Genomic DNA, 23,191 nt, shown 5'->3' on the forward strand with positions numbered 1-23,191 from the left:
GTGACCGCGCGGGTCGTACCCGCAGACGAAGGAGAACAACCCACATGGGCCGTGCAGTCGGTATCGACCTGGGCACCACCAACTCGGTGGTCGCCGTCCTCGACGGCGGCGAGCCGAGCGTCATCGCGAACGCCGAGGGCGGGCGTACGACGCCGTCCGTCGTCGCGTTCGCCAAGAACGGCGACGTCCTCGTCGGCGAGATCGCCAAGCGCCAGGCCGTCACCAACGTCGAGCGCACCATCCGCTCCGTCAAGCGCCACATGGGCACCGACTGGTCGACGGCCATCGACGACAAGACGTACACCCCGCAGGAGATCAGCGCCCGCGTCCTGCAGAAGCTCAAGCGTGACGCCGAGGCCTACCTGGGCGAGCCCGTCACCGACGCCGTCATCACCGTCCCGGCGTACTTCAACGACGCCGAGCGCCAGGCCACCAAGGAGGCCGGCGAGGTCGCGGGCCTCACCGTCCTGCGCATCATCAACGAGCCCACCGCCGCGGCGCTGGCCTACGGGCTGGAGAAGGGCAAGGAGGACGAGAACATCCTCGTCTTCGACCTGGGCGGCGGGACGTTCGACGTCTCCCTCCTCGAGGTGGGCAAGGACGAGGACGGCTTCTCGACCATCCAGGTCCGTTCGACCTCCGGTGACAACCGCCTCGGCGGCGACGACTGGGACTCCGCCGTCGTCGACCACCTGCTGGCCAAGGTCAAGATGTCGACCGGCGTCGACCTGTCCAAGGACAAGATCGCCATGCAGCGGCTGTCCGAGGCCGCCGAGCAGGCCAAGAAGGAGCTGTCCAGCTCCACGAGCACCAGCATCTCGCTGCAGTACCTGTCGATGACCGAGAACGGCCCCGTCCACCTGGACGAGCAGCTGACCCGGGCGCAGTTCGAGCAGATGACCGCGAGCCTGCTCGAGCGCACGAAGGCCCCGTTCCAGCAGGTCATCAAGGACGCCGGCGTCTCGCTGTCCGACATCGCCCACGTGGTGCTGGTCGGCGGCTCGACCCGGATGCCGGCCGTGACCGCACTGGTCAAGGAGCTCACGGGCGGCAAGGAGCCCAACAAGGGCGTCAACCCGGACGAGGTCGTCGCGCTGGGCGCGGCCCTGCAGGCCGGTGTCCTCAAGGGCGACCGCAAGGACGTCCTGCTCATCGACGTCACGCCGCTGAGCCTGGGCATCGAGACCAAGGGCGGCCTGATGACCAAGCTCATCGAGCGCAACACGGCCATCCCCACCAAGCGCTCCGAGGTCTTCACCACGGCCGACGACAACCAGCCGTCCGTGCTCATCCAGGTGTTCCAGGGCGAGCGTGAGCTGGCCCAGCACAACAAGCCGCTGGGCACCTTCGAGCTGACCGGCATCGCCCCGGCGCCGCGTGGTGTCCCGCAGGTCGAGGTGACCTTCGACATCGACGCCAACGGCATCGTCCACGTCAACGCCAAGGACCGCGGCACCGGCAAGGAGCAGTCCATGACGATCTCGGGCGGCTCGGCGCTGCCCAAGGACGAGATCGACCGGATGGTGCGCGAGGCCGAGGAGCACGCGGAGGAGGACCGCACGCGCCGCGAGGAGGCCGAGACCCGCAACCAGGCCGAGGCGCTGGTGTTCCAGACCGAGAAGTTCCTCGCCGAGAACACCGACAAGGTCCCGGCCGGCGAGCGCGAGGAGGTCGACACCGCGCTGGCCGACCTCAAGAAGGCCCTGGAGGACCCCGCGACCCCGGTCGCGGACGTCAAGACCAAGGTCGAGGCCGTCAGCAGCTCCAGCCAGAAGCTGGGCGCTGCGATGTACGCGGCCAACGAGCAGGCCGCCGCGAACGAGGGCGGCGACGGCTCCGACGAGCAGCCTGCCGCCTCCGACGACGACGTGGTGGACGCCGAGGTCGTGGACGAGGACGAGCGCAAGTGACGGACCCCACCCACGACCAGGACCCGACCGGTGGCCAGGACCAGGCCGGCGCGTCGGGCGGCGACCGCCCCGGGCCTGACGACGCGCCGCGCACCGAGCCGGGCAGCGACCTGCCCGGCGCCGGGGCCGACGACCTGCAGCGCGTGGCCGACGAGGTCGACGCCGCCATGGCAGGCGTCGCCCAGGAGGCCGACCTGACCGGCGCGGCCGGCGGGTCGGACCCGCTGGCCGACGCCCTGGCGCTGGCGGAGGCACGCCTCGCCGACCTCCAGCGCGAGCGCGCCGAGTTCGTCAACTACCGCCGGCGGGTCGAGCGTGACCGCGAGGTGGCCGGCGCGGAGGGCCGGACCGGGGTGCTGTCCGCCCTGCTCCCGGTGCTCGACGACATCGACGGCGCGCGCACCCACGGCGACCTCGTGGGCCCGTTCGCCGCGGTCGCCGACAAGCTCGACGGCATCCTGCGACGGATCGGCCTGGAGCCGTTCGGCGAGGTCGGCGAGCCGTTCGACCCCGCGCTGCACGAGGCCCTGCTCCACGACGGGGCCACCCAGGTGGACGAGCCGACCTGCACCCAGGTGCTGCAGCGCGGTTACCGCAGCGGTGATCGTGTGCTCCGCCCGGCGCGCGTTGCGGTGGCCAGCCCGCAGTGACGTAAAGGCCGGGTGCCTGCCTGCCGAGGAGAACCGTGTGACCGTCGACATCTCCACCGACCTGAGCACGGTCCTCGTCGGCAGGCAGGGCATCTACCGCGCAGGCGGTGGCCTGGAGGCCTACGAGCTGCTGTTCCGTCAGCTCCCGATCGACTCGCTGCGCAGCGAGGCCGACCACGAGGGCGCCACGGCGCAGGTCATCAGCTCGGTGTTCGGCGACTTCGGGGTGGCCGACATCGCCGGCTCCCGACCGCTGTTCCTCAACGTCACCCGCGCGTTCCTCGTCGGCGACATCGCCCTGCCCGACGCGCCGGGCCAGATCGTCGTCGAGGTGCTCGAGCACGTCGTGCTCGACGAGGCCGTGCTGGAGGGCATCGCCCGGTTGCGCGCCGCCGGCTACCGGGTCGCGGCCGACGACTGGGACGGCTCGCCGGAGCGCGACCCCCTGGTCCGGTTGTGCGACCTGGTCAAGATCGACCTCGCCGCCGTCGACCGCGACGGCCTGGGGGACCTGGTCGCCCGGGCCCGCGAGCTGCGACCGGGCGTCCTCGTGGTGGTGGAGCGCATCGAGACCCACGCCGACGCCGCCCTGGCGCGTGCGGCCGGGGCCGACCTGCTGCAGGGGTTCCTGCTCGACCGCCCGCAGACCGTCAGCGCGGCGGTGATGACCCCCTCCGACGTGGTGTGCCTGCGGCTGCTGGGCGCCCTGGCCAGCGACGCCGACGTCGAGGAGCAGGAGCGTCTGGTGGCCTCCGACCCCGGGCTCGCGATGCGCGTGCTGCGCATGGCGGGCAGCCCCGCCGGGGTGGGCAGGCCCGTCCGGTCGGTGCAGCAGGCCGTCGTGCTGCTCGGCCCGCGCAAGCTGAGCGCCTGGGTCGTGCTCATGGTGCTGGGCGGGTCCTCGCGGATGCCGGCGGAGCACGTCGTCACCATGCTGGCCCGGGCCGGTGCCTGCGCCCGGCTGTCGCCGACGCGGCCGGACGTGGCCTACACCGCGGGCCTGCTGTCCGCGGTCGCCGAGGTGCTCGGTGCCGACCCGGCCCACACGGTCCGCTCCAGCGGGGTCGACCCCTCCATCGCCGACGCCGTGCTGCGGGGCGAGGGCCCGGTCGGGGCCACCCTGCGGGCCGTCGTCGGTCACGAGCGGGCCAACCCGACGGCCGTGGTCGCGAACGGCTTCGTCCCGTTCGACGTCTCGCGTGTGTACCTCGAGGCGCTGCGCGACGCCCTCGAGACCGCCAAGGCCTTGCACAGCTGAGCCGCACGGGTGGCGGGCACGTCGCCGAAGGGGTGCCCGCCGTCGAGCAAACTTGACACGCCTCGACGCAACCTTGCACCCTGACCGCATCATGACTGGACAGGACTGGCTCGAGAAGGACTTCTACGCCGTCCTCGGCGTGCCCAAGGGGGCGGACGAGGCTGCCATCAAGAAGGCCTACCGATCCCTCGCGCGCAAGCACCACCCGGACGCCAACGCGGGCGACCCGGCGTCGGAGCGGCGGTTCAAGGAGGTCGGCGAGGCCTACTCGGTGCTGTCCGACCCCGAGAAGCGCCAGCAGTACGACGCCGTCCGGGCCATGCGCTCCGGTGCCCGCTTCACGGCCGGCGCGGGTACCCCCGGTGGTGGCGGCGCCGGGTTCGAGGACCTGTTCGGCGGCATGTTCGGCGCGGGCGCGGGGCGGGGCGCGCCGTCGGCCGGCCGGGCGCGGGCCGGCTCACGCCGCAGCCGCGAGGGCTCGGCGGAGTTCGACGACCTGCTGGCGGACCTGCTCGGTCAGCAGGGTGGCGGCGGGTTCAGCGGCGCGCCGACCCGCGGGCCGGAGAAGGGCCGTGACCTGGCGGCCACGGCCCGCATCAGCCTGGCCCAGGCCCTGAACGGCGCCGAGGTCGACGTCCAGGTGCTCGACCCGCAGGCCGGCGCGCGATCGGTGCACGCCCGGCTGCCCGGGGGCGTGCGCGACGCGCAGAAGGTGCGCGTGCGGGGCAAGGGGGCCCGCGGGTCGGCCGGACCCGGCGACCTGCTGGTGACCGTGCGCGTGGAGCCCGACGAGGTGTTCGCCTGGGACGGCACGTCGCTCAAGGTCACGGTCCCCGTCACGTTCGCCGAGGCCGCCCTCGGCGGCACCGTGGCCGTGCCCACCCTGGAGGGCGTCGCCCGGCTCAAGGTCCCGGCCGGCACGCCCTCGGGTCGTACCTTCCGGCTCAAGGGCCGCGGCCCCACCGTCAAGGGTGTGGCCACCGACGTGCTGGCCACCGTCACCGTGGTCGTGCCGCAGAAGCTGTCGTCGTCCGCCCGGGCGGCGCTCGAGGCGCTGCAGGCCGCCGAGGGGGACGCCGACCCGCGCGCGGGCCTGCTGGCGGCCGCGGAGCAGTCCCGGGCCCGGGTGGGTACGACGACATGAGCGAGCGGGTGCTGCGTCGCGCCTACGTGATCTCGGTCGCGGCCGAGCTGGCGGGCATGCACCCGCAGACGCTGCGCCAGTACGACCGCGAGGGTCTCGTCATCCCGACCCGGACCTCCGGTGGTGGGCGTCGCTACACCGACGAGGACATCGAACGGCTCCGCGAGGTCCAGCGGCTGTCGCAGGAGGAGGGCGTCAACCTCGCCGGCATCCGGCGCATCCTCGAGCTGGAGGAGGAGACGCGCCAGCTGCGCGGCGCGCTCGCCGAGACCCGCGAGGAGCTGCGCAGCACCCGTGAGGCCGCCGACCGTGTGTTCGCGGCCGGGTCGGCGGGCGACATCGTCGCCCTGGCGCCGGGTCGGCGGCCGCAGCGGCGGCGGCTCTCCACGGCGCTCGTGGTGTGGAGCCCCGGCCGGCGGGACTGAGCGCCGGACCCGTCACGGTCGACGCAGCAGGCCCGGCCCCCACGGGGGACCGGGCCTGCTGCGTGCGGCGGGCCGGCTCAGGCGACCGGGTCGCGGTCCTTGATCGGACGGACGACGCCGCTCCTGCGGTCCGCCTGGTACTCCCGCAGCATCCTGGACACCTCGGGCATGAGCAGGTACAGCCCGAAGATGTTGATCAGGGCGCAGACGAAGAGCATCGCGTCGGCGAAGTTGAGCACGGCGCTGAACGTCAGCACCGTGCCGATCACGATGAAGACGCAGTAGATGACCTTGAAGACGAGCTCGCTCACCGTGCTGCGGCCGAACAGGGTGGTCCACGCCTTGAGCGTGTAGTACGACCACGTGATCAGCGTCGAGAAGGCGAACAGCACCACGGCCACGGCGAGCACGATCGGGAACCACGGGATCACGGTGGCGAACGCGTCGCTGGTCAGCACCACGCCGTCGGGGTTCGGGCTCTCACCGGCGGCGTAGGCCTCGCGGGCGTTCAGCCAGGACTCCGGCCGGGCGATGACGATGGCCAGGGCCGTCATGGTGCAGATGATGACGGTGTCGATGAAGGGCTCGAGCAGGGCGACGAAGCCCTCGGTGACCGGGCGCTTGGTCTTGACCGCGCTGTGGGCGATGGCGGCCGAGCCGAGGCCGGCCTCGTTGGAGAAGGCCGCCCGCTGGAAGCCGACGATCATGACTCCGAGCACGCCGCCGGCGACGCCCTCGGGGTTGAAGGCGCCGGTGACGATCTCGCCCATGGCGCCGGGGATGTCGGCGGCGTTGAAACCGATCACGGTGAGGCAGCCCAGGACGTAGACGATCGCCATGGCGGGGACCAGTCGGCTGGTCACCTTGGCGATGGACTGGATCCCGCCGAGGATCACCAGGCCCACGACGACCGCAACGACGACGCCGAAGATCAGCGAGGCGCCCGGCCCGCCCAGCACGCCGTCGTCACCGCCGGTCACGTTCTGCACCTGCGCGAACATCTGGTTGGCCTGGAACATGTTGCCGCCGGCCAGGCCGAAGGCGAGGATCGCGATGGCGTACACGCCCACGAGGATCGACGGGAGGACCGGGATCCTCAGCTTGGCGAAGGCCACCTTGAGGTAGCGGAACGGACCGCCGGTGACGGTGCCGTCCTCGTGCTCCTCACGGAACGCGACGCCGAGGGTGCACTCGACGAACTTGGTGGCCATGCCCAGCAGGCCGGCGACGATCATCCAGAACGTCGCGCCCGGGCCACCGATGGACACCGCGACCGCGACGCCGGCGATGTTGCCGAGGCCCACGGTGCCGGACACCGCGGCGGTCAGGGCCTGGAAGTGGGTGACCTCACCCGGGTCGTCCGGGTCGTCGTAGCCCCCACGGGCCAGCGCGACCGCGTGCCCGAAGCCGCGGAACTGGATGAACCGGTACCCGATCGTGAACACGACGGCACCGATGATCAGCCAGGCGACGATCCAGGGGAACGACGACCCCGCGATGGTGACGGGGTAGAAGATGACGCCGCCGACGGCATCGGACAGCGGGGTGAACGCCCCGTCGATCGCCCCCTCGACGTCCGAGATGACTCCGGTGGGTACGACGCTGGACATGCGGCTCCTCGCGGGGGGTGGACGTGGGGCGCTGGTAGCAAGGTCCCGGGAACCGTAGTCCGCGCCGTGTGTCGTGCACCACAACCGAGCCGTAACGATCCGACGGTCGCTCGGGCCCGCCGCGACGGGCCGCCCCGCGGATCAGACCAGGTCGACGAGCTCCGCGACCGAGCCCCGGACCAGGCTGGGGCGGAACGGGTACCGCTCGATGTCGGCGGCCTGGGTGACCCCGCTCAGCACCAGGACCGTTCGCAGACCGGCCTCCATGCCGGAGATGACGTCGGTGTCCATCCGGTCGCCGACCATGGTCGTGGTCTCGGAGTGGGCGCCGATCATGTTCATGGCGTAGCGGAACATCATGGGGTTGGGCTTGCCCACGACGTAGGGCCGCTTGCCGGTGGCGGCCGCGATCAGCTCGGCCACGGCGCCGCAGGCGGGCAGCGGGCCCTCGGGCGACGGTCCGGTGGTGTCCGGGTTGGTCGCGATGAACCGGGCGCCCCCCTCGATCATCCGGATGGCCTTGGTGATCGCCTCGAAGGAGTAGGTCCGGGTCTCGCCCAGCACCACGTAGTCCGGGTCGCTGTCGGTGAGCACGAAGCCTGCGTCGTGCAGTGCCGAGGTCAGCCCGGCCTCACCGACCACGAAGGCCGTGCCGCCCGGTCGCTGGTCGGACAGGAACGTGGCCGTGGCCAGCGCCGAGGTCCAGATCTCGTCCTCGAGGATCTCCAGCCCCATGTGGTGCAGCCGGGCCGACAGGTCCCGCGCGGTCCAGATGGAGTTGTTGGTCAGCACCAGGAACGGGCGGTCGGCCGAGCGCAGGGCGCTGACGAACTCCGCCGCCCCGGCGATGGCCTTGCCCTCGCTGACCAGGACCCCGTCCATGTCGGTCAGCCACGCGCGGGACTCGAAGTCCTCGCCCTCCTCGAGACCGGCGTCCTTGACCGTCTCGGCCGTCTCGGCCCGCTCCGCGATGATCTCGTCCGTGCGAGGTGTCATGGCAGGAGCGTACGGGTGGGCGGAATTGACTCCCATCGACTCAACTCTCATCATTGAGTCCTGAAGGCTCAACTACCGAGGAGGCCACGTGGACCTGAAGCTCACGACCCGCAGCCAGGAGGCGCTGTCCACGGCCGTGCACCGCGCGACCACCGGCGGCAACCCGTTCGTCGAGCCCGCCCACCTGCTGCAGGCGCTGCTGGTGGACCGGGGCGGCGTCCCGGCCGGCCTCCTCGAGGCGGTGGGCGTGGACGCGGGCTCGCTGCGCTCCCGCGTCGACACGCTGGTCTCCGGGTTGCCCAGCGCCTCCGGTGACTCGGTGTCCGAGCCGCGGGTGGCGCGGGGCACGCACACGGTGCTGTCCACCGCGGGGGACGAGGCCCGGGCGCTGGACGACGCGTTCGTGTCCACCGAGCACCTGCTGCTGGCCCTCGCCGCGGACCACGGTCCGGCCGGCAAGGCCCTGGGTGCGGTGGGCGTCACCCGGGACGGGCTGCTGGCCGCGCTGCCGGGGGTGCGCGGTCCCGGGCCGGTGACCAGCGCCGACCCCGAGGCGACCAACGACGCGCTGCAGAAGTACGGCCGTGACCTGACGGCCGACGCCCGCGAGGGCCGTCTCGACCCCGTGATCGGCCGCGACGCCGAGATCCGCCGGGTGGTGCAGGTGCTGAGCCGTCGGACCAAGAACAACCCCGTGCTGATCGGCGAGCCCGGGGTGGGCAAGACCGCCGTCGTGGAGGGCCTGGCCCAGCGGATCGTGTCCGGGGACGTGCCGGAGTCCCTGCGCGACAAGCGGCTCATCTCCCTCGACCTGGGCGCGATGGTCGCCGGGGCCAAGTACCGCGGTGAGTTCGAGGAGCGGCTCAAGGCCGTCCTGGCCGAGATCCAGGCGGCCGAGGGGCAGGTCGTCACGTTCATCGACGAGCTGCACACCGTGGTCGGCGCGGGCGCGGCCGAGGGGTCGATGGACGCGTCCAACATGCTCAAGCCGCTGCTGGCCCGGGGCGCGCTCCGGCTGGTCGGGGCGACCACGCTGGACGAGTACCGCCAGCACATCGAGAAGGACGCCGCCCTGGAGCGCCGGTTCCAGCAGGTGCTGGTCGGCGAGCCCAGCCCCGAGGACACCATCGCCATCCTGCGCGGGCTCAAGGGCCGCTACGAGGCGCACCACAAGGTCGAGATCTCCGACGCGGCGCTGGTGGCCGCCGCCATGCTGTCCGACCGGTACATCCCCGGCCGGCAGCTGCCCGACAAGGCCATCGACCTGATGGACGAGGCCGCGTCGCGGCTCAACATGGAGATCCAGTCCTCGCCCGTCGAGATCGACGAGCTCCGCCGCGCGGTGGACCGGATGAAGATGGAGGAGCTCGCGCTGCAGAAGGAGAGCGACGCCGCCTCGGTCGAGCGGCTGGATCGCCTGGAGGCCGAGCTGGCCGACGCCGAGGAGCGGCTGAGGGCGCTGCAGATGCGGTGGGACGCCGAGAAGGGGTCCCTCACCGCTGTCGGCGACCTCAAGCAGCGCATCGAGGAGCTGACCGTCCAGGCCGAGATCGCCCAGCGGGACAACGACCTCGAGACCGCCAGCCGGCTCCTGTACGGCGAGATCCCCGAGGTCGAGAAGGCCCTGGCCACGGCCGAGGCCGGCGGGGCGGTCGCCGCGGGCGACCCCGACCGGATGGTCAACGCGAGCGTCGGCGCCGACGACATCGCCGAGGTGGTCGCGGCCTGGACCGGCATCCCCACCGGTCGGCTGCTCGAGGGCGAGACCGAGAAGCTGCTGCACATGGAGCAGGTCCTCGGTCGGCGCCTGATCGGGCAGCAGGAGGCCGTCCGGGCGGTGTCGGACGCCGTGCGTCGCTCCCGCGCCGGCATCAGCGACCCCGACCGCCCGACCGGGTCGTTCCTGTTCCTGGGCCCGACCGGGGTCGGCAAGACCGAGCTGGCCAAGTCGCTGGCGGACTTCCTGTTCGACGACGAGCGGGCCATGGTCCGCATCGACATGAGCGAGTACGGCGAGCGGCACTCGGTGTCCCGGCTGGTCGGGGCGCCCCCCGGCTACGTCGGCTACGAGTCCGGCGGCCAGCTGACCGAGGCGGTCCGTCGTCGGCCCTACTCGGTGATCCTGCTGGACGAGGTCGAGAAGGCCCACCCCGAGGTGTTCGACGTCCTGCTGCAGGTGCTCGACGACGGCCGCCTCACCGACGGCCAGGGCCGGACCGTCGACTTCCGCAACGTGATCCTGGTGCTGACGTCCAACCTGGGCTCGGTCGCCCTGATGGACACCACGGCGTCGTCGGAGGACCGTCGCGCCGCGGTGATGGACGCCGTGCGGCGGGCGTTCAAGCCGGAGTTCGTCAACCGGCTCGACGAGATCGTCGTCTTCGACCCGCTGAGCATCGACCAGCTGGGCGGGATCGTCGACCTGCACGTCGACGCCCTGGCCCGTCGGCTCGCGGAACGCCGGCTGCGGCTGCAGGTGAGCGACGCGGCCCGGGAGTGGCTGGCGCTGACCGGGTACGACCCGGCCTACGGGGCACGCCCGCTGCGCCGGCTGGTGCAGCGCGAGATCGGCGACCGGCTGGCGCGCGAGCTGCTCGCGGGCCAGATCGCCGACGGGGACACGGTCGTGGTGGACGTGACCGTGGGGGCGGACGGCACCCGGGACGGGCTCAGCGTGCTGCCGGTGGCGACGGTCGAGGCCTGAGGGGTCGGGGAGTCGTTTCGGCGGGCGGGCCCAGGGGTACCCGACCCCACGGGCGCCTCCGTGCCCGTGACCGCGACGAAGGAGTCCGACGATGGCTGGTCCCAGCGGCAGCAGTCCGGCCGGCGGCGCCCGCAGCGGCGCCGGCACGAGCACCGAGGGCGGCAACCACACCGCGCACGCGATCCTCATCTCGGTGGTCGCCGCCATCGGCGGGTTCCTGTTCGGGTTCGACACCGCCGTCATCAACGGCGCGGTCGACGCCATGTCGGCCGACTTCGAGCTGTCCGCCGGGCTGAGCGGGTTCGCGGTGTCCAGCGCCCTGCTGGGCTGCGCGGCAGGCGCGTGGTTCGCGGGCAGCGCCGCCGACCGGTTCGGCCGTCAGCCGGTCATGATCGCCGCCGCCGTGCTGTTCCTGGCCAGCGCCATCGGCTCCGGCCTGGCGCTCGGCGTGTGGGACCTGATCTTCTGGCGCGTCATCGGTGGGCTCGGCGTCGGGGTCGCCTCCGTCATCGCCCCCGCCTACATCGCCGAGATCGCGCCGGCCGAGATCCGCGGCCGGCTCGCCTCGCTGCAGCAGCTCGCCATCGTCACCGGCATCTTCGTGGCCCTGCTGTCCGACGCGTTCATCGCCCAGGCCGCCGGCGGCGCGGCCGAGCAGTCGTGGCTGGGTCTGACGGCGTGGCGCTGGATGTTCCTCGCCGAGACCGTCCCCGCGGTCGCCTACGGCCTGCTCGCGCTCACCATCCCGGAGTCGCCGCGGTTCCTGGTGGCCCGCGGCGAGGAGAGCCGGGCCCGTGAGGTGCTGCAGAAGCTGATGAGCCGCGAGAACGCCCGCGAGCGCATCACCGCCATCAAGAACTCGCTCAAGGGCGAGAAGCTGGTCGGCCTCCGCAACCTGCAGGGCGACCGGCTGGGCCTCAAGCCCATCGTCTGGGTCGGCATCTTCCTGTCGCTGTTCCAGCAGCTGGTCGGGATCAACGTGATCTTCTACTACTCCACGACGCTGTGGCGCTCCGTCGGCTTCGAGGAGTCCGACGCCCTCACCATCACGGTCATCACGTCCGTGACCAACGTCGCCGTGACGATCGTCGCGATCATGCTGGTGGACAAGATCGGGCGCCGCCCGCTGCTGCTCGTCGGCTCCACGGCGATGGGGGTCGCGCTGGCCACGATGGCCGTCTGCTTCTCGCAGGCGACCGGGACCGGCGACGACGTCAGCCTGGCCGAGCCGTGGTCGACCGTGGCCCTGGTCGCGGCCAACGTGTTCGTCGTCGGGTTCGGGGTGTCGTGGGGCCCGGTCGTCTGGGTGCTCCTGGGCGAGATGTTCCCCAACAAGCTGCGCGCCCCCGCCCTGGCCGTCGCCGCCGCGGCGCAGTGGCTGGCCAACTTCGCGGTCAGCACGTCGTTCCCGTGGCTGTCGCAGAACGCGGGCCTGTCGGTCACCTACGGCGGCTACGCGGTGTTCGCCGTCCTGTCGGGGCTGTTCGTCGCCACCCAGGTGCGCGAGACCAAGGGTCAGGAGCTCGAGGACATGACCGGCGCGACCGGTCGGACACCCCGGAAGGACTCCGTCCCGACCGGTTGAAACCGGAACTTCCTACCCGGATGCCCTGATTCAAGACGAATGCTTCTGCTGCGGGTCATTCGGGACTACGTTCCGGTTCTCGGGACTACGGGGAGAGGAACCCAGATGCATCGGAGCACTCGTCCATGGCGGCTCGGAGCCGTCGCCGTCACCGCCGGTTCGTTGGTCGCGGCGTCGGTCGTCGCGCTTCCGGCTGCTGCCGCGCCGGCGGGCCGGGCCTGCGACAACCGCGCCAACCTGACCTACAGCAACCTGCTCGACTGCATCACCCTGGACGGGGTGATGGAGCACCTGGAGGCGTTCCAGGCCATCGCGGACGACAACGGCGGCGACCGCGCCGACCAGACACCGGGGTTCGACGCCAGCGTCGACTACGTGGTCGACGAGCTCGAGTCCTACGGCTGGCAGACGGAGCTCGTGCCGTTCACCTACCCGGGCGTCGAGTCGCAGCTGCACCAGCTGTCACCGGTGAGCGCCACCTACGACCAGTTCGCCGCCACCGGCACCGGTGAGGGTGACGTCACGGCTGCCGTCGTCCCCGTCGACGTCAACCTGACGCCGCCGCGCGCCAACAGCAGCGGGTGCGAGGCCTCGGACTTCGCCGGGTTCCCGGCGGGCGCCATCGCGCTCCTGCAGCGCGGCACCTGCCCGTTCTCCGTCAAGGCCCTCAACGCCGAGGCGGCCGGGGCGTCCGCGGTCGTCCTGTTCAACCAGGGTGACACCGACGCCGAGGACCGCAACAACGTCCTCAATGCCACGCTCGGCGGCGCGGACGTCGTCGACATCCCCGTCGTCGGGACCAGCTTCGCCGCCGGTCAGGCGTTGGCCGCCCCCGGCTCCACCGCCCGCGTGCAGGTCGACCTGTTCGACGTCGAGTCCGTCAACGTGATCGCCGAGCTGGCCGGGCGCACGGACGACAACGTGGTCATCGCAGGGTCGCACCTGGACTCCGCGCCCGGCGCACCCGGCATCAGCGACACCGCTACCGGGGTGGCGGCCCTGCTGGAGGTCGGCCAGATGATGGCTAGGTCCAAGCCCCAGAACACGGTGCGCCTCGCCTTCTGGGGAGCCGAGGAGCTCGGGCTGTTCGGCTCTACCGAGTGGGTGGGCCAGCGGACGCAGGCCGAGCTCGACGAGATCGCGCTGTACCTGAACTTCGACATGATCGGCTCCCCGAACCACTACCTCGGGGTCTACGACGCCGACGAGTCGAGCTTCCCCGCCCCCGCCGGCATCCCGATCCCTGACGGTTCGCAGGCGATCGAGAAGGCCTTCGAGTCCTTCTTCACGCTGAGCGGAGAACCCTACGACGACTCCGAGTTCAGCGGTCGTAGCGACTACCAGGCGTTCATCCTCAACGACATCCCGTCCGGCGGGCTGTTCACCGGTGCGGACGGTGTCAAGACGCCGGAGCAGGCCGCGATCTGGGGTGGCACCGCGGGGGCGCTCTTCGACCCCTGCTATCACACGCCGTGCGACGACATCAGCAACCTGAATCTCGACGCCCTGGAGATCAACGCCGACGCGGTCGCCTTCGCGGTGTTCCGGTACGCCCACTCGACCGAGGAGGTCAACGGGGTCGAGGGACGTCGTGTCCCGGGCCGCTTCCTGATCCCGGCCCCGGCCGGCCCCGAGGGCACCTTCCTCACCCCGTGAGGGCGGGCCGGTCCTGGCGGCGACGTCGGACGGCCACGGCACCGGACGGGCCCGCGAGCGCACCCGCGCTCGCGGGCCCCGTGCCGGTGGGCGGGTCAGGGCGTGGGGTCGAGCAGCTCGGCCTTGCGGCTGAGCCGGGCGTCGAGGGCGCTCAGCGTTCCGACCGCGATGGCCCCGAGCAGGGCGATGACGACGACCCCGCCGATGCCCTCGAGGCCGCCGGACGGCGCGAGCAGGCCGCGGTCCTCGGTCTGCCACGGCCACAGCGCCCGCAGCGACCCGACCATCAGGCCGGCCATCGCCAGCAGCGTGACGTGACGGTGGCGGTGCAGCAACCACCGGACGACCCGGACGAAGCTGCCCAGGCCGATGATCGCGCCCAGCGCGAACACGCCCAGGTAGACCAGGTCGCGGTCGTTGACCGCCCCGATCGTGGTGTCGTACAGGCCGATGCTGAGCAGGAAGAACGACCCGCTGACCCCGGGCAGCACCAGCGCGCACACCGCCACCGCCGCGGCCAGTCCGACCAGCAGCAGGTTCGGGTCGCCCTGCTGCGACGGCGGCAGGCCGGTGAGGACGAACGCGAAGACCGCGGCCCCGGCCAGGACCGCCCAGTCGCGCAGCCCCTTCATCCGGTCGGCCATCCGCAGCGGCACCGCGACGGAGGCGGCGATGAAGCCGAAGAACAGCCCCCGCATGCCGACCGGGTAGTCCTCCAGCAACGGCTCGATGGCGGCGGCGGCCAGCACGACGGCGGCGACCATCCCGACCAGCACGGGCAGCAGGACCGACCAGTGGACCTGGCCCATCTCGGCCTTGGTGACGGCCCACCCCTTGCCCGGTCGGACCAGGGCCAGGGCGCCCCGGACGAAGTGGTCGACCCCGGTGATGATGCGCTCGTACAGGCCGAGCACCAGCGCCAGCGTCCCGCCGGAGACGCCCGGGACGACCTCCGCGCAGCCGACCAGCGCGCCGCTGGCCAGGTAACCGGGCAGCCGGGCCGGGTACGACAGGTCGGTGCGTCCGCCGCGGTCGGCGGGGGTGGGGCGTGCCACGGCGTCGTCGGACCCGTCGCTCACGCGGCGCCGCCGTCCAGCTCGACGACGACGGGGGCGTGGTCGCTGGGCCCCTGACCCGTGGTCGAGCCCTTGGGCTTGCGCTGCTCACGGTCGACGAAGGCGTGCGTGACCCGCCTCGCGAAGGCCTCGTTGCCCAGCACCAGGTCGATGCGCAGGCCGCGCTTCTTGGGGAACGCGAGCTGCTGGTAGTCCCAGTAGCTGAACACCCCCGGCCCGGTGACGGGCAGCACGACGTCGGTGAACCCGTCGTCGACGAACGCCTGCAGCGCGCCCCGCTCGGCCGGGGTGACGTGGGTGTCGGTGAACACCGCCGGGTCCCAGACGTCGTCGTCGGTCGGGGCGATGTTCCAGTCGCCGACCAGGGCCAACGGCTGGTCCGGGGCCGCCGCGGTCCAGCCCGCGGCCGCCGCGCGCAGCGCCTTCAGCCACTCCAGCTTGTAGGCGTAGTGCGGGTCGGCGACGGTGCGGCCGTTGGGCACGTAGAGGCTCCACAGGCGCACGCCGCCGCAGGTGGCGCCCATCGCGCGGGCCTCGGTCACGGCCGGGTCGCCGAACCCGGGGGCACCGGGGAAGCCCACCTCGACGTCGCTGAGACCGACGCGGGACACGACCGCGACCCCGTTCCACTGGTTGAGCCCGTGGTAGGCGACCTCGTACCCGGCGGCCTCGAACGCCATCACCGGGAACTTGTCGTCGGCCACCTTGGTCTCCTGCAGGGCGACGACGTCGACGTCGGCGGTGCCGAGCCACTCCACCACCCGCTCGAGCCGGGAGCGGAGGGAGTTGACGTTCCAGGTGGCCAGTCGCACCCGGCCACCGTAGGCCACGCCGATACCGTGGGTGCTCGTGAGCAGCCCACCCGGCACCACCCCGACCCGTCCCACGGCCCTCGTGACAGGACCGACGTCAGGGATCGGCCACTCCTTCGCCCGCGCGCTCGCCGCGTCCGGCCACGACCTGGTCCTGGTCTCCCGCGACGAGGCGCGGCTGCAGGTCACCGCGGCCGAGCTGCGGGAGCGCTACGCCGTGACCGTCGAGGTGCTCCCGGCCGACCTGTCCGACCGCGCGCAGGTGCTGCGGGTGGCGGAGCGGCTGCGCGAGGCCGACCGGCCCGTCGACCTGCTCGTCAACAACGCCGGGTTCGGGGTCAGGGGCCGGTTCCTGGACGGCGACCTGGACGCCGAGCTGCGCCAGCTGGACGTCCTGGCCACCGCGGTCCTCGTGCTCTCGCACGCAGCCGCGCCGGGGATGGTGGCGCGCGGGCGGGGGGCGGTCGTGAACGTCAGCTCCGTGGCCGGGTTCGGGCCGATGGGCAGCTACTCCGCGGCCAAGGCCTGGTGCACCTCGTTCACCGAGCACCTCGCCGCCACCCTGCAGGGCACCGGGGTGACCGCGACGGCGCTGTGCCCCGGGTTCGTCCGGACCGAGTTCCACGACCGGGCCGGCATGGACGTCGGCAGCCGCTCGTCCGGCTGGTGGCTGGACCCGGACGACCTGGTGGAGGACTGCCTGCGGGACGTCCGGCGCGGGCGGGCGATCAGCGTGCCGAGCCGCCGCTACCGAGCCCTGGTCGTGCTGCTCGGCCTGCTCCCCGCCGGCACCTACCGCGCGAGAATGCTGGCCGCCGGCCGCCGCCGGACCGGCACCCACCGAGGAGACGACGCATGAACGAGCCCACCAGCACCCCTGTCGAGCCCACCACGGCCGGTCGCCCCGACGACCCGGGGGCCGGCGACGCGCGGAACCGGCTGGCCGCACTGGTGGCCGAGCGGGCCGTCGTCCACGGCGAGGTGACGCTGTCCTCCGGCGCCACGGCCGACTACTACGTCGACCTGCGCCGGGTGACCCTGGACGGCGAGGTCGCCCCGCTGATCGGGGAGGTCATGCTCGACCTGGTCGCCGACCTCGACGTCGACGCCGTCGGCGGGCTCACCCTGGGCGCCGACCCGGTCGCGACGGCGATGCTGCACACCGCCGCCGCGCGCGGTCGGCGCCTCGACGCGTTCGTCGTCCGCAAGGCCGGCAAGGCCCACGGCCTGCAGCGACGGATCGAAGGCCCGGACGTCGCGGGCCGACGCGTGCTGGCCGTCGAGGACACGTCCACCACGGGCGGGTCGGTCCTGACCGCGGTCGAGGCGCTGCGCGAGGCCGGGGCCGACGTCGTCGCGGTCGCCGTCATCGTCGACCGGGGCACCGTCGCCGCGCAGAAGGTCGCCGAGGCGGGGCTGGAGTACCGCTACGCGCTGGGGCTGGCCGATCTCGGCCTGGGCTGAGGGCAGGTCCGGTGGTCGGTGAGCCCCAGGCCTCGGTGCCGGACGACCAGGCCGTCGACCCCGAGCAGGACCGGCGCAACGTCGAGGACCGCTACCGCGGCTGGAGCGTCGACGCCGTGCGCGCCGACCTGGCCGCGCGATCGCACCCGTTCCACGTCGCCATCGAGAACCTGGCCCACGACTTCAACATCGGGTCGATCGTGCGCACGGCCAACGCGTTCAACGCCCGTTCGGTCCACGTCGTCGGTCGTCGTCGGTGGAACCGGCGCGGCGCCATGGTCACCGACCGCTACCTCGACGTCCGTCACCAGCCCGACGCGGCCGCCCTGCACGGCTGGGCCGCGGGCCAGGGGCTGCCCGTGATCGGCGTCGACAACGTGCCCGGGGCGCGGCCGCTGGAGACGTTCGAGCTGCCGCGGGAGTGCGTGCTGCTGTTCGGCGCCGAGGGGCCCGGGCTGTCCGAGGCGGCGGGGGCCGGCTGCACGCACCTGGTCGGCATCACCCAGTTCGGCTCGACGCGGTCGATCAACGTCGGGGCCGCCGCGGCCGTGGTGATGCACGCGTGGGTCCGGCGCTGGGCGTTCGACCAGCCCGTGTGAGGACGGGGCCGGTGGCCGCGCCGGGTCGGTGACGGCCGCCCCCTGCGTGCCTCAGGGGGCGCCGACCACGAACACCCCGCCGACGATCTCGCCCTCGACCGGGACCGGCTCGTCGGTCCACGAGACGTCGCCCTCGGTCGTGGTGGCCGCCCCGACGGTGGCCGCCCCGACGGTGGCCCCGCTCTCGTCGAGCGCGATCGACGCCCCGCCGCACTGGGGCGGGAAGGACTCCGCCAGCGCCTCGCACAACCTGGCCCCGTCGCCGTCGTCCAGGTAGTACCCGCTCATGAGGAACGGTCCCTCGACCCCCGCGGCCAGGGCGTCCGCCACGGGCAGGGACCCGTCCGGCCCGGACTCGGGACCGCCGGTGCCGGTGGGCATGTCGGCGCAGTCGGTCGCGCCCTCCAGGCACGCCCCGGCGGCGCCGTCACCGGTGGTCGCGCCGTCGTCAGCCCCGCACGCCGTCAGCAGCAGCAGCGCGGCGACCGTCCCCGTCGCCTGCAGGTATCTCGTCATGGTCGTTGGACGTCGCCGGCCCGGCTGCGGTTCCGGGGGCCGGGACGGGCTCGGTCGGCACCTTCCGGGCCCTCGCCGCCCTGACCTCCAGGACGGCCACCGCGACGCTGTGGGGGACCGTGAGCGCCCAGATCACCGCGAGCAGGCCACCCAGGACGGTGGCCCCGGTCAACCCGAGCGCGACCGCCACGACGAGCACCCCGACGGTGGCGGGCACGCCCGCCCACGCGGAGTCCAGCACCTCGCGCAGCGGCCGGTCGACGTGACGGGCGCTCGGTGCCCCCGTGGGCCCGCGCAGGACCTGGGCCAGGCGCGACTGGTGGCGCAGCGCGTGCCAGAACGCGAAGAAGACGGCGAACGCGATCAGCGGGTGCGCCAGCGCGGCCAGCGCGGTCAGGGCGGCGAGCTCGGTGGCCACCGTGGCGGCCCGGTGGTCGCCGCGGACCGAGGCCGCCACGCACCACAGCACGGCGGTCACCCCGACGACGACCAGCACGTCGGCCAGCAGCGGCAGCGGTCCCAGCACCGGCGCCAGCCGCGGGTCGACCGCCGTCAGGGCGGCGCCGGCCTCGCGGGAGGCCAGCGGCAGCACCACGACCACGGCCCCGCCGAGCGAGGCCACCCAGGCCAGCGGGTCCGTCCAGCCGCGGGCCAGGCCGCGCTCCACGGCGACCCCGGCCTCACCGGTGGCGAAGTGCGCCACGCTCAGGACGAGGAACAGCGCGAACCCGGCTCGGGGGGCCATCAGGTAGGCGGTGAGGCTGAGCAGGGCCAGCGTGACGTAACCGGTGACGAACCGGGTGCTCAGCCCGCGGAACGACGCGACGACGGGCGCGCCCCGCAGCCGGTCCAGCCGACCCGCGAGCCGGCCGCCCCTGGTCGCGCCCCGGTCGTGGCGGTCGCGAGCGTCGGGGGCGTCGGGGCGGCCGGCCAGGAGCACCAGGTGGTCCAGCGCCCCGTGGGGGCTGCCGAGGGCGATGAGCAGGACCGCCACGGCTCCGGCCACCCCGGTGCGCCACGGCTCGCCGAACGGCGCCAGCAGGACCGAGACCGCGATGCCGACGACGACGGCCACGGTTCCGGTGCGGGTGATGCGGTCGTGCGCCACCAACGGCATGGACCCAGCCTGCGACCCCGCCGGGCATCGCACAACCCGACCGGGGCCGACCCGTCCGCCCGCGGCCCAGCACGGCTCGCTCAGAGCAGGTCCACGTCCAGCCAGACCGTGCCCGCGGCGACGTCGAAGGACCCGCCCCAGCGCGCCGGCAGCACGACCACCCCGCCGGGACCCAGGTCGTGCGGCACGGCGGGGTGCTGCAGCGCACCGGACACCACGACGACCACGCGGGGGTGGTCGCGCTGCGGCACGTGGGTACGACCGGGGAGGGCAGCGGTGGACCGGCTGATCCGGTAGTGCCTGGTGTCGACCAGCAGGCCGTCGCCACGGCGCGGGGCCGGCGGGTCCAGGTTGACCCACCACTCCGCCCGCAGGCACAGCATGGCCTCGTCGTGGTGCAGGGTGCGCGGGGCCCGGTCGTACTCCTGCGTCCAGTCGTACACCCGGTACGTGGTGTCGGACGGGGTCTGCGGCTCCGCGACCACGACCCCGGCGCCCAGGGCGTGGAGCAGCCCGGCGGGGACGTGGTGCACGTCGCCCACCCGGGCGGGGACCCGCCGGATCATGGGCACCACGGCCGGGGTGCCGAACGCGGCGTCGAAGTCGTCCGGACCGACACCGCTGTGCACGCCCAGCATCAGCTCGGCGCCGGGCTCGGCGTGCACCACCACCCACGACTCGGTCTTCAGCTGCGCGCCCGGCAACCGGTCGAGGACCGCCGCCGACGGGTGCACCTGCAGCGACAGGTTCTCCCGTGCGTCCAGGTGCTTGAGCAGCAGGGGGAACCGGCCGCCGGCGGCGGGCTCCACCAGCCCGAGCAGGTCCTCGCGGTGCGAGGCGACCAGCTCGCCCAGGGTGCGGCCGGTGAACGGGCCGTGGGCGACCCGCGACACCGGGTCGGTGACGTCGGTGGCGGACGGGTCCAGGTCCGCGACGTCCCAGGACTCGCCGACCGGCACGTCCGGTGGCAGGTCCCGCCCCAGCTCGGCCAGCCGGCGCCCACCCCACGGCTTCGGCACCAGACGGGGGGTGAGGACGAGCGGGCCCAGGGTCACGGCCACCAGGGTCCCACCCGGCCGGGGCTGCGTCCGGACGACCGACGACCCTCGCCCGGACGGTGCACCGGGATCAGTGCCAGACGGTGCGGCGACCGCGCTGCTGCGGGGCCCGGCTGGTCTGCCAGACCCGACGCCAGCGGGCGACGTCGGGACCGCTGGCCGGCGCGTTGCCCTCGCCCGCGGCGCGCAGCCGGGCCGAGAACCAGTCGTTGCTGTCCTCGTCCAGCAGCCCGGCCAGGGCCGCCTCGACCCGCTTGCCGAAGTCGCGGGGCCCCTCGCCCTGGACGGGGGTCACGGGCTCGCCGTAACGGATGCTCACCGGCGGACGACCGCGGCTGGGCCAGGACTGCTCGTGCGGCATGGCGTTGAACGAGCCACGGATGGCGATCGGCACGACGGGCACCCCGTAGGTGGTGGCCATGAACGCCGCGCCGAGCTTGAACTGCCCCGTCCAGCCGTCCCTCGACCGCGTCCCCTCGGGGTAGACGACGATCGACCAGCCGTCCTTGAGCAGGTAGCCGGGGGTGCTCGACAGCGACCCGCCGCGACGCTCGATGGGGAAGGTGTTGAACAGCACCGCCGACCCGGCCGCGCGCCACCAGGTGTCGAAGAAGTAGTCCGCCGCCGCCGCGACGGCGGTCTTGCGGCGCCACCGGGCGGGCAGGGTGTTCATGATCAGCGGGGTGTCGACGTGCGAGGTGTGGTTGGCGACGAACACCACCGGGCCCTGCACGCGGTCCAGCACGTCCAGGCCGTGCGCCTTGACCGAGACCTGCGAGCGGAGCAGCCCGTTCATGCCGACGCCGAGGACGACCTCGCGGACGCCGCGCATGAGCGGCGTGCGGGCCCAGCGGGTCGGGAAGACGCGCGTCGACCGGGCGGGGACGTACGGCTCGGCCGAGCGCGGCACCAGGGCCTTGCGCCCGACGCCCCAGCGCCAGCCGCGGGCGACGGTGCGGACGTCGCGGACGCCGTCCCGCACCCACGAGGTGGGCGTGGTCCGGCTCACGTGACGTCCGCCACCAGGTGCGGCGGGTTGTGCAGGTAGGTGATGGACGGGTCCGGGCCGACGGTGTCCGACACCATCTCCAGCGCGTCCTGCAGCGTGGTCGCCGCACGGAAGCCCATCCGGGCGCAGGCCTTGCGGTTGCCGCCCACCCACACCACGTTGCGCCCGCTGCCCAGGTGGTCCAGGGCGTGCGCAATCCAGTACCACATGTAGAACGGGTGGACCCCGTGGTAGGCGTAGCTGGTCCGGTACAGGTGGACGTACCAAGGGTCGGTCGCGTACCGCTCCTCGAACTGCTTCTCGATGACCTGCGGGTCGGTCGAGGTCGACAGCACCTCCTCGAAGAAGTCCACGTACGAGGGGTGGTGCAGCTGGTTGAACTCCTGCGTGACCGGGTGGTAGAGGATCACCGCGCCGCCCTTGCGGACGACGGGCTGGCCCCGATAGCTGTTGAAGTAGTAGCCCAGCCCCATGCACGCGGCCAGGACCGGGTTCATGATCGAGTCGACGTTGTAGGGGCCCACGAACGGCACGCCCAGCACCATGACGTCGCTCTGCCCCTGGACCGGGACGAGCTGCTGGCGGTGCACGGCGGCGATGGTCTTCTCGTGGACGGCCTCGACCTCGCCGGCCACCACGCCGGTCAGCCCGTAGGCGCCGCGCATGGAGTGGAACGCGTTGTGGCGGACCCGCTTGGGCGCGATCGCCAGGCCCCGGCGGATGCCGACGAAACGGGCCTGGTCGGCGATGTTCCACTCCCACTCGCGCTTCTGCAGGAACGAGTACGCGTCGGGGAAGATCGTGTTGTTGAGCGTGGTCTCGATCTGGAACACCTTGACGTGCTCCGCGACGACCTTGCCCATGCGCCAGGCGCTGGAGTGCAGGGCCGACTTCTTGTGGTCCATGAACGACCGGCTGTTGACCATGGTCTGCGGGTTGTGGTGGTGCTTGAGGCTCGAGTACGGCGCCAGGCCGATCGCGACGGACTTGTGGCCGCCGTCCATCGCCACCAGGTTGACGTTGACGTAGACGAGCAGGTCGGACTCCGCGGACCGCTTGTGGATCTGGACGTCCTCGTCGTGACGCGTCTTCCCGAGGGTGGCGATGTTCTCCTTGTCCTCGGCGTCGAAGTTGTAGAGCGCGCCCTGCGGGAAGAAGCTGCGGAACACGCGCTCGCCGACGATGTGCTTGAGCTCGTCGGGGTTGAGGCGGCGGTGCAGGGCGTTGGCGCTGACCAGCTCGACGTCGTCCACACCGGCCGCGGCGGCCATCTCCAGGACGGCCTCGATGATGCGCTGCCGGATGTCCGGGCTCTTCATCGGGGGCAGCGGGATCGAGATGTCGTCGAAGGCGATCGTCAGGCGCATGCCGGCGAAGAGCAGGCTGGGCAGCGGCTCGCTGTCGACCGGGTTGCGCAGCGCCTCGTCGATCGCGGCGTCCACGTCGGGGACGGCGGGCAGGCTCTCCGGCGGGTACACCACGCGGGTGCCGCGCGGGAACGACTCGAGCCGGAACCCCTCGCCCTCGTGGACCACCAGCGGCGGGGTCCGGTCGTCCACCTCGAGCACGAAACCGGGACGCGTCATGGGCGTCATCCAACCA

20 protein-coding genes are annotated in these 23,191 nt (G+C 72.9%); 11 read left to right on the forward strand and 9 right to left on the reverse strand.

Annotation, left to right across the window (positions count from 1 at the left end; translation table 11 throughout):
• Positions 1–44: 44 nt before the first annotated feature.
• The 5 genes from dnaK to ACR80Q_RS15935 all read left to right on the forward strand — a co-directional run bounded on the left by dnaK (position 45) and on the right by ACR80Q_RS15935 (position 5,387).
• A complete protein-coding gene (gene dnaK / locus ACR80Q_RS15915) occupies positions 45–1,910 on the forward strand; it encodes a molecular chaperone DnaK (RefSeq protein WP_435378621.1) in 1,866 nt (621 codons plus the stop codon).
• A complete protein-coding gene (gene grpE / locus ACR80Q_RS15920) occupies positions 1,907–2,560 on the forward strand; it encodes a nucleotide exchange factor GrpE (RefSeq protein ID WP_435378622.1) in 654 nt (217 codons plus the stop codon). The genes dnaK and grpE overlap by 4 nt, the downstream gene beginning before the upstream one ends.
• Before the next feature lie 37 nt (positions 2,561–2,597).
• Complete coding sequence (locus ACR80Q_RS15925) at positions 2,598–3,818, forward strand: EAL and HDOD domain-containing protein (protein WP_435378623.1); 1,221 nt, start codon at positions 2,598–2,600, stop codon at positions 3,816–3,818.
• A gap of 91 nt (positions 3,819–3,909) precedes the next feature.
• Complete coding sequence (locus ACR80Q_RS15930) at positions 3,910–4,962, forward strand: DnaJ C-terminal domain-containing protein (RefSeq protein ID WP_435378624.1); 1,053 nt, start codon at positions 3,910–3,912, stop codon at positions 4,960–4,962.
• The gene (locus tag ACR80Q_RS15935) at positions 4,959–5,387 is read left to right on the forward strand and encodes a heat shock protein transcriptional repressor HspR (protein ID WP_435378625.1); all 429 of its coding nucleotides are present in this window, start codon (positions 4,959–4,961) and stop codon (positions 5,385–5,387) included. Before ACR80Q_RS15930 ends, ACR80Q_RS15935 begins: the two co-directional genes overlap by 4 nt.
• A gap of 77 nt (positions 5,388–5,464) precedes the next feature.
• On the opposite strand, the gene ACR80Q_RS15940 is transcribed toward ACR80Q_RS15935, so the two are convergent.
• Together ACR80Q_RS15940 and ACR80Q_RS15945 are read right to left on the reverse strand one after the other, a co-directional pair.
• Positions 5,465–6,997, reverse strand: coding sequence for an alanine/glycine:cation symporter family protein (locus tag ACR80Q_RS15940; protein ID WP_435378626.1), 1,533 nt, complete (start codon positions 6,995–6,997; stop codon positions 5,465–5,467).
• Positions 6,998–7,138: 141 nt separating this feature from the next.
• Complete coding sequence (locus tag ACR80Q_RS15945; protein ID WP_435378660.1) at positions 7,139–7,879, reverse strand: HAD-IIA family hydrolase; 741 nt, start codon at positions 7,877–7,879, stop codon at positions 7,139–7,141.
• A gap of 202 nt (positions 7,880–8,081) precedes the next feature.
• Between ACR80Q_RS15945 and clpB the strand changes: the two genes are divergently transcribed.
• The 3 genes from clpB (at position 8,082) to ACR80Q_RS15960 (ending at position 13,938) form a co-directional block, all read left to right on the forward strand.
• Complete coding sequence (gene clpB, locus ACR80Q_RS15950; protein WP_435378627.1) at positions 8,082–10,697, forward strand: ATP-dependent chaperone ClpB; 2,616 nt, start codon at positions 8,082–8,084, stop codon at positions 10,695–10,697.
• 91 nt (positions 10,698–10,788) lie between these two features.
• A complete protein-coding gene (locus tag ACR80Q_RS15955; protein ID WP_435378628.1) occupies positions 10,789–12,282 on the forward strand; it encodes a sugar porter family MFS transporter in 1,494 nt (497 codons plus the stop codon).
• 105 nt (positions 12,283–12,387) lie between these two features.
• Positions 12,388–13,938, forward strand: a complete 1,551-nt coding sequence (locus ACR80Q_RS15960) for a M20/M25/M40 family metallo-hydrolase (protein ID WP_435378629.1) — start codon at positions 12,388–12,390, stop codon at positions 13,936–13,938.
• Between the two features lie 95 nt (positions 13,939–14,033).
• Here ACR80Q_RS15960 and ACR80Q_RS15965 read toward each other — a convergent pair whose 3' ends face one another.
• Together ACR80Q_RS15965 and ACR80Q_RS15970 are read right to left on the reverse strand one after the other, a co-directional pair.
• On the reverse strand, positions 14,034–15,017 hold the full coding sequence (locus ACR80Q_RS15965; RefSeq protein ID WP_435378630.1) for a DUF368 domain-containing protein: 984 nt from the start codon (positions 15,015–15,017) through the stop codon (positions 14,034–14,036).
• Positions 15,014–15,826, reverse strand: coding sequence for an exodeoxyribonuclease III (locus ACR80Q_RS15970; RefSeq protein ID WP_435378631.1), 813 nt, complete (start codon positions 15,824–15,826; stop codon positions 15,014–15,016). The genes ACR80Q_RS15965 and ACR80Q_RS15970 overlap by 4 nt, the downstream gene beginning before the upstream one ends.
• Before the next feature lie 37 nt (positions 15,827–15,863).
• Here ACR80Q_RS15970 and ACR80Q_RS15975 point away from each other — a divergent pair, with 37 nt between their 5' ends.
• From ACR80Q_RS15975 to ACR80Q_RS15985, 3 genes are read left to right on the forward strand one after another with little or no spacing between them, the layout of a single operon-like run.
• A complete protein-coding gene (locus ACR80Q_RS15975; protein WP_435378633.1) occupies positions 15,864–16,685 on the forward strand; it encodes an SDR family NAD(P)-dependent oxidoreductase in 822 nt (273 codons plus the stop codon).
• Positions 16,682–17,290, forward strand: coding sequence for an orotate phosphoribosyltransferase (pyrE, locus tag ACR80Q_RS15980; RefSeq protein WP_435378634.1), 609 nt, complete (start codon positions 16,682–16,684; stop codon positions 17,288–17,290). Before ACR80Q_RS15975 ends, pyrE begins: the two co-directional genes overlap by 4 nt.
• Positions 17,291–17,301: 11 nt before the next feature.
• Complete coding sequence (locus tag ACR80Q_RS15985) at positions 17,302–17,889, forward strand: TrmH family RNA methyltransferase (protein WP_435378635.1); 588 nt, start codon at positions 17,302–17,304, stop codon at positions 17,887–17,889.
• Positions 17,890–17,940: 51 nt separating this feature from the next.
• On the opposite strand, the gene ACR80Q_RS15990 is transcribed toward ACR80Q_RS15985, so the two are convergent.
• The 5 genes from ACR80Q_RS15990 to larAH form a co-directional block, all read right to left on the reverse strand.
• A complete protein-coding gene (locus ACR80Q_RS15990) occupies positions 17,941–18,405 on the reverse strand; it encodes a hypothetical protein (protein WP_435378636.1) in 465 nt (154 codons plus the stop codon).
• Positions 18,338–19,522, reverse strand: a complete 1,185-nt coding sequence (locus tag ACR80Q_RS15995; RefSeq protein ID WP_435378637.1) for a beta-carotene 15,15'-dioxygenase, Brp/Blh family — start codon at positions 19,520–19,522, stop codon at positions 18,338–18,340. Before ACR80Q_RS15995 ends, ACR80Q_RS15990 begins: the two co-directional genes overlap by 68 nt.
• A gap of 80 nt (positions 19,523–19,602) precedes the next feature.
• A complete protein-coding gene (locus ACR80Q_RS16000) occupies positions 19,603–20,577 on the reverse strand; it encodes a type I phosphomannose isomerase catalytic subunit (protein WP_435378638.1) in 975 nt (324 codons plus the stop codon).
• Between the two features lie 73 nt (positions 20,578–20,650).
• Positions 20,651–21,589 (reverse strand): lysophospholipid acyltransferase family protein, encoded by a 939-nt coding sequence (locus tag ACR80Q_RS16005; protein WP_435378639.1) that lies wholly within the window; start codon positions 21,587–21,589, stop codon positions 20,651–20,653.
• Positions 21,586–23,175 carry an NPN-dependent hydroxyacid isomerase, LarAH14/15/16 family gene (gene larAH / locus ACR80Q_RS16010; protein ID WP_435378640.1) on the reverse strand — a complete coding sequence of 530 codons (1,590 nt, stop codon included), beginning with the start codon at positions 23,173–23,175 and terminating at the stop codon, positions 21,586–21,588. The genes ACR80Q_RS16005 and larAH overlap by 4 nt, the downstream gene beginning before the upstream one ends.
• Positions 23,176–23,191 lie beyond the last annotated feature (16 nt).

The sequence above is a fragment of the Aquipuribacter aurantiacus genome (assembly GCF_051216895.1).
Lineage (GTDB): Bacteria > Actinomycetota > Actinomycetes > Actinomycetales > JBBAYJ01 > Aquipuribacter.

Excerpts from the sequence above, each read along its gene's own strand:
- dnaK (WP_435378621.1), top strand. The coding sequence starts at position 45 with ATGGGCCGTGCAGTCGGTATCGACCTGGGCACCACCAACTCGGTGGTC.
- ACR80Q_RS15930 (WP_435378624.1), top strand. The coding sequence starts at position 3,910 with ATGACTGGACAGGACTGGCTCGAGAAGGACTTCTACGCCGTCCTCGGC.
- ACR80Q_RS15935 (WP_435378625.1), top strand. The coding sequence starts at position 4,959 with ATGAGCGAGCGGGTGCTGCGTCGCGCCTACGTGATCTCGGTCGCGGCC.
- ACR80Q_RS15940 (WP_435378626.1), bottom strand. The coding sequence starts at position 6,997 with ATGTCCAGCGTCGTACCCACCGGAGTCATCTCGGACGTCGAGGGGGCG.
- ACR80Q_RS15945 (WP_435378660.1), bottom strand. The coding sequence starts at position 7,879 with ATGGACGGGGTCCTGGTCAGCGAGGGCAAGGCCATCGCCGGGGCGGCG.
- ACR80Q_RS15955 (WP_435378628.1), top strand. The coding sequence starts at position 10,789 with ATGGCTGGTCCCAGCGGCAGCAGTCCGGCCGGCGGCGCCCGCAGCGGC.
- ACR80Q_RS15960 (WP_435378629.1), top strand. The coding sequence starts at position 12,388 with ATGCATCGGAGCACTCGTCCATGGCGGCTCGGAGCCGTCGCCGTCACC.
- pyrE (WP_435378634.1), top strand. The coding sequence starts at position 16,682 with ATGAACGAGCCCACCAGCACCCCTGTCGAGCCCACCACGGCCGGTCGC.
- ACR80Q_RS15990 (WP_435378636.1), bottom strand. The coding sequence starts at position 18,405 with ATGACGAGATACCTGCAGGCGACGGGGACGGTCGCCGCGCTGCTGCTG.
- ACR80Q_RS15995 (WP_435378637.1), bottom strand. The coding sequence starts at position 19,522 with ATGCCGTTGGTGGCGCACGACCGCATCACCCGCACCGGAACCGTGGCC.
- larAH (WP_435378640.1), bottom strand. The coding sequence starts at position 23,175 with ATGACGCGTCCCGGTTTCGTGCTCGAGGTGGACGACCGGACCCCGCCG.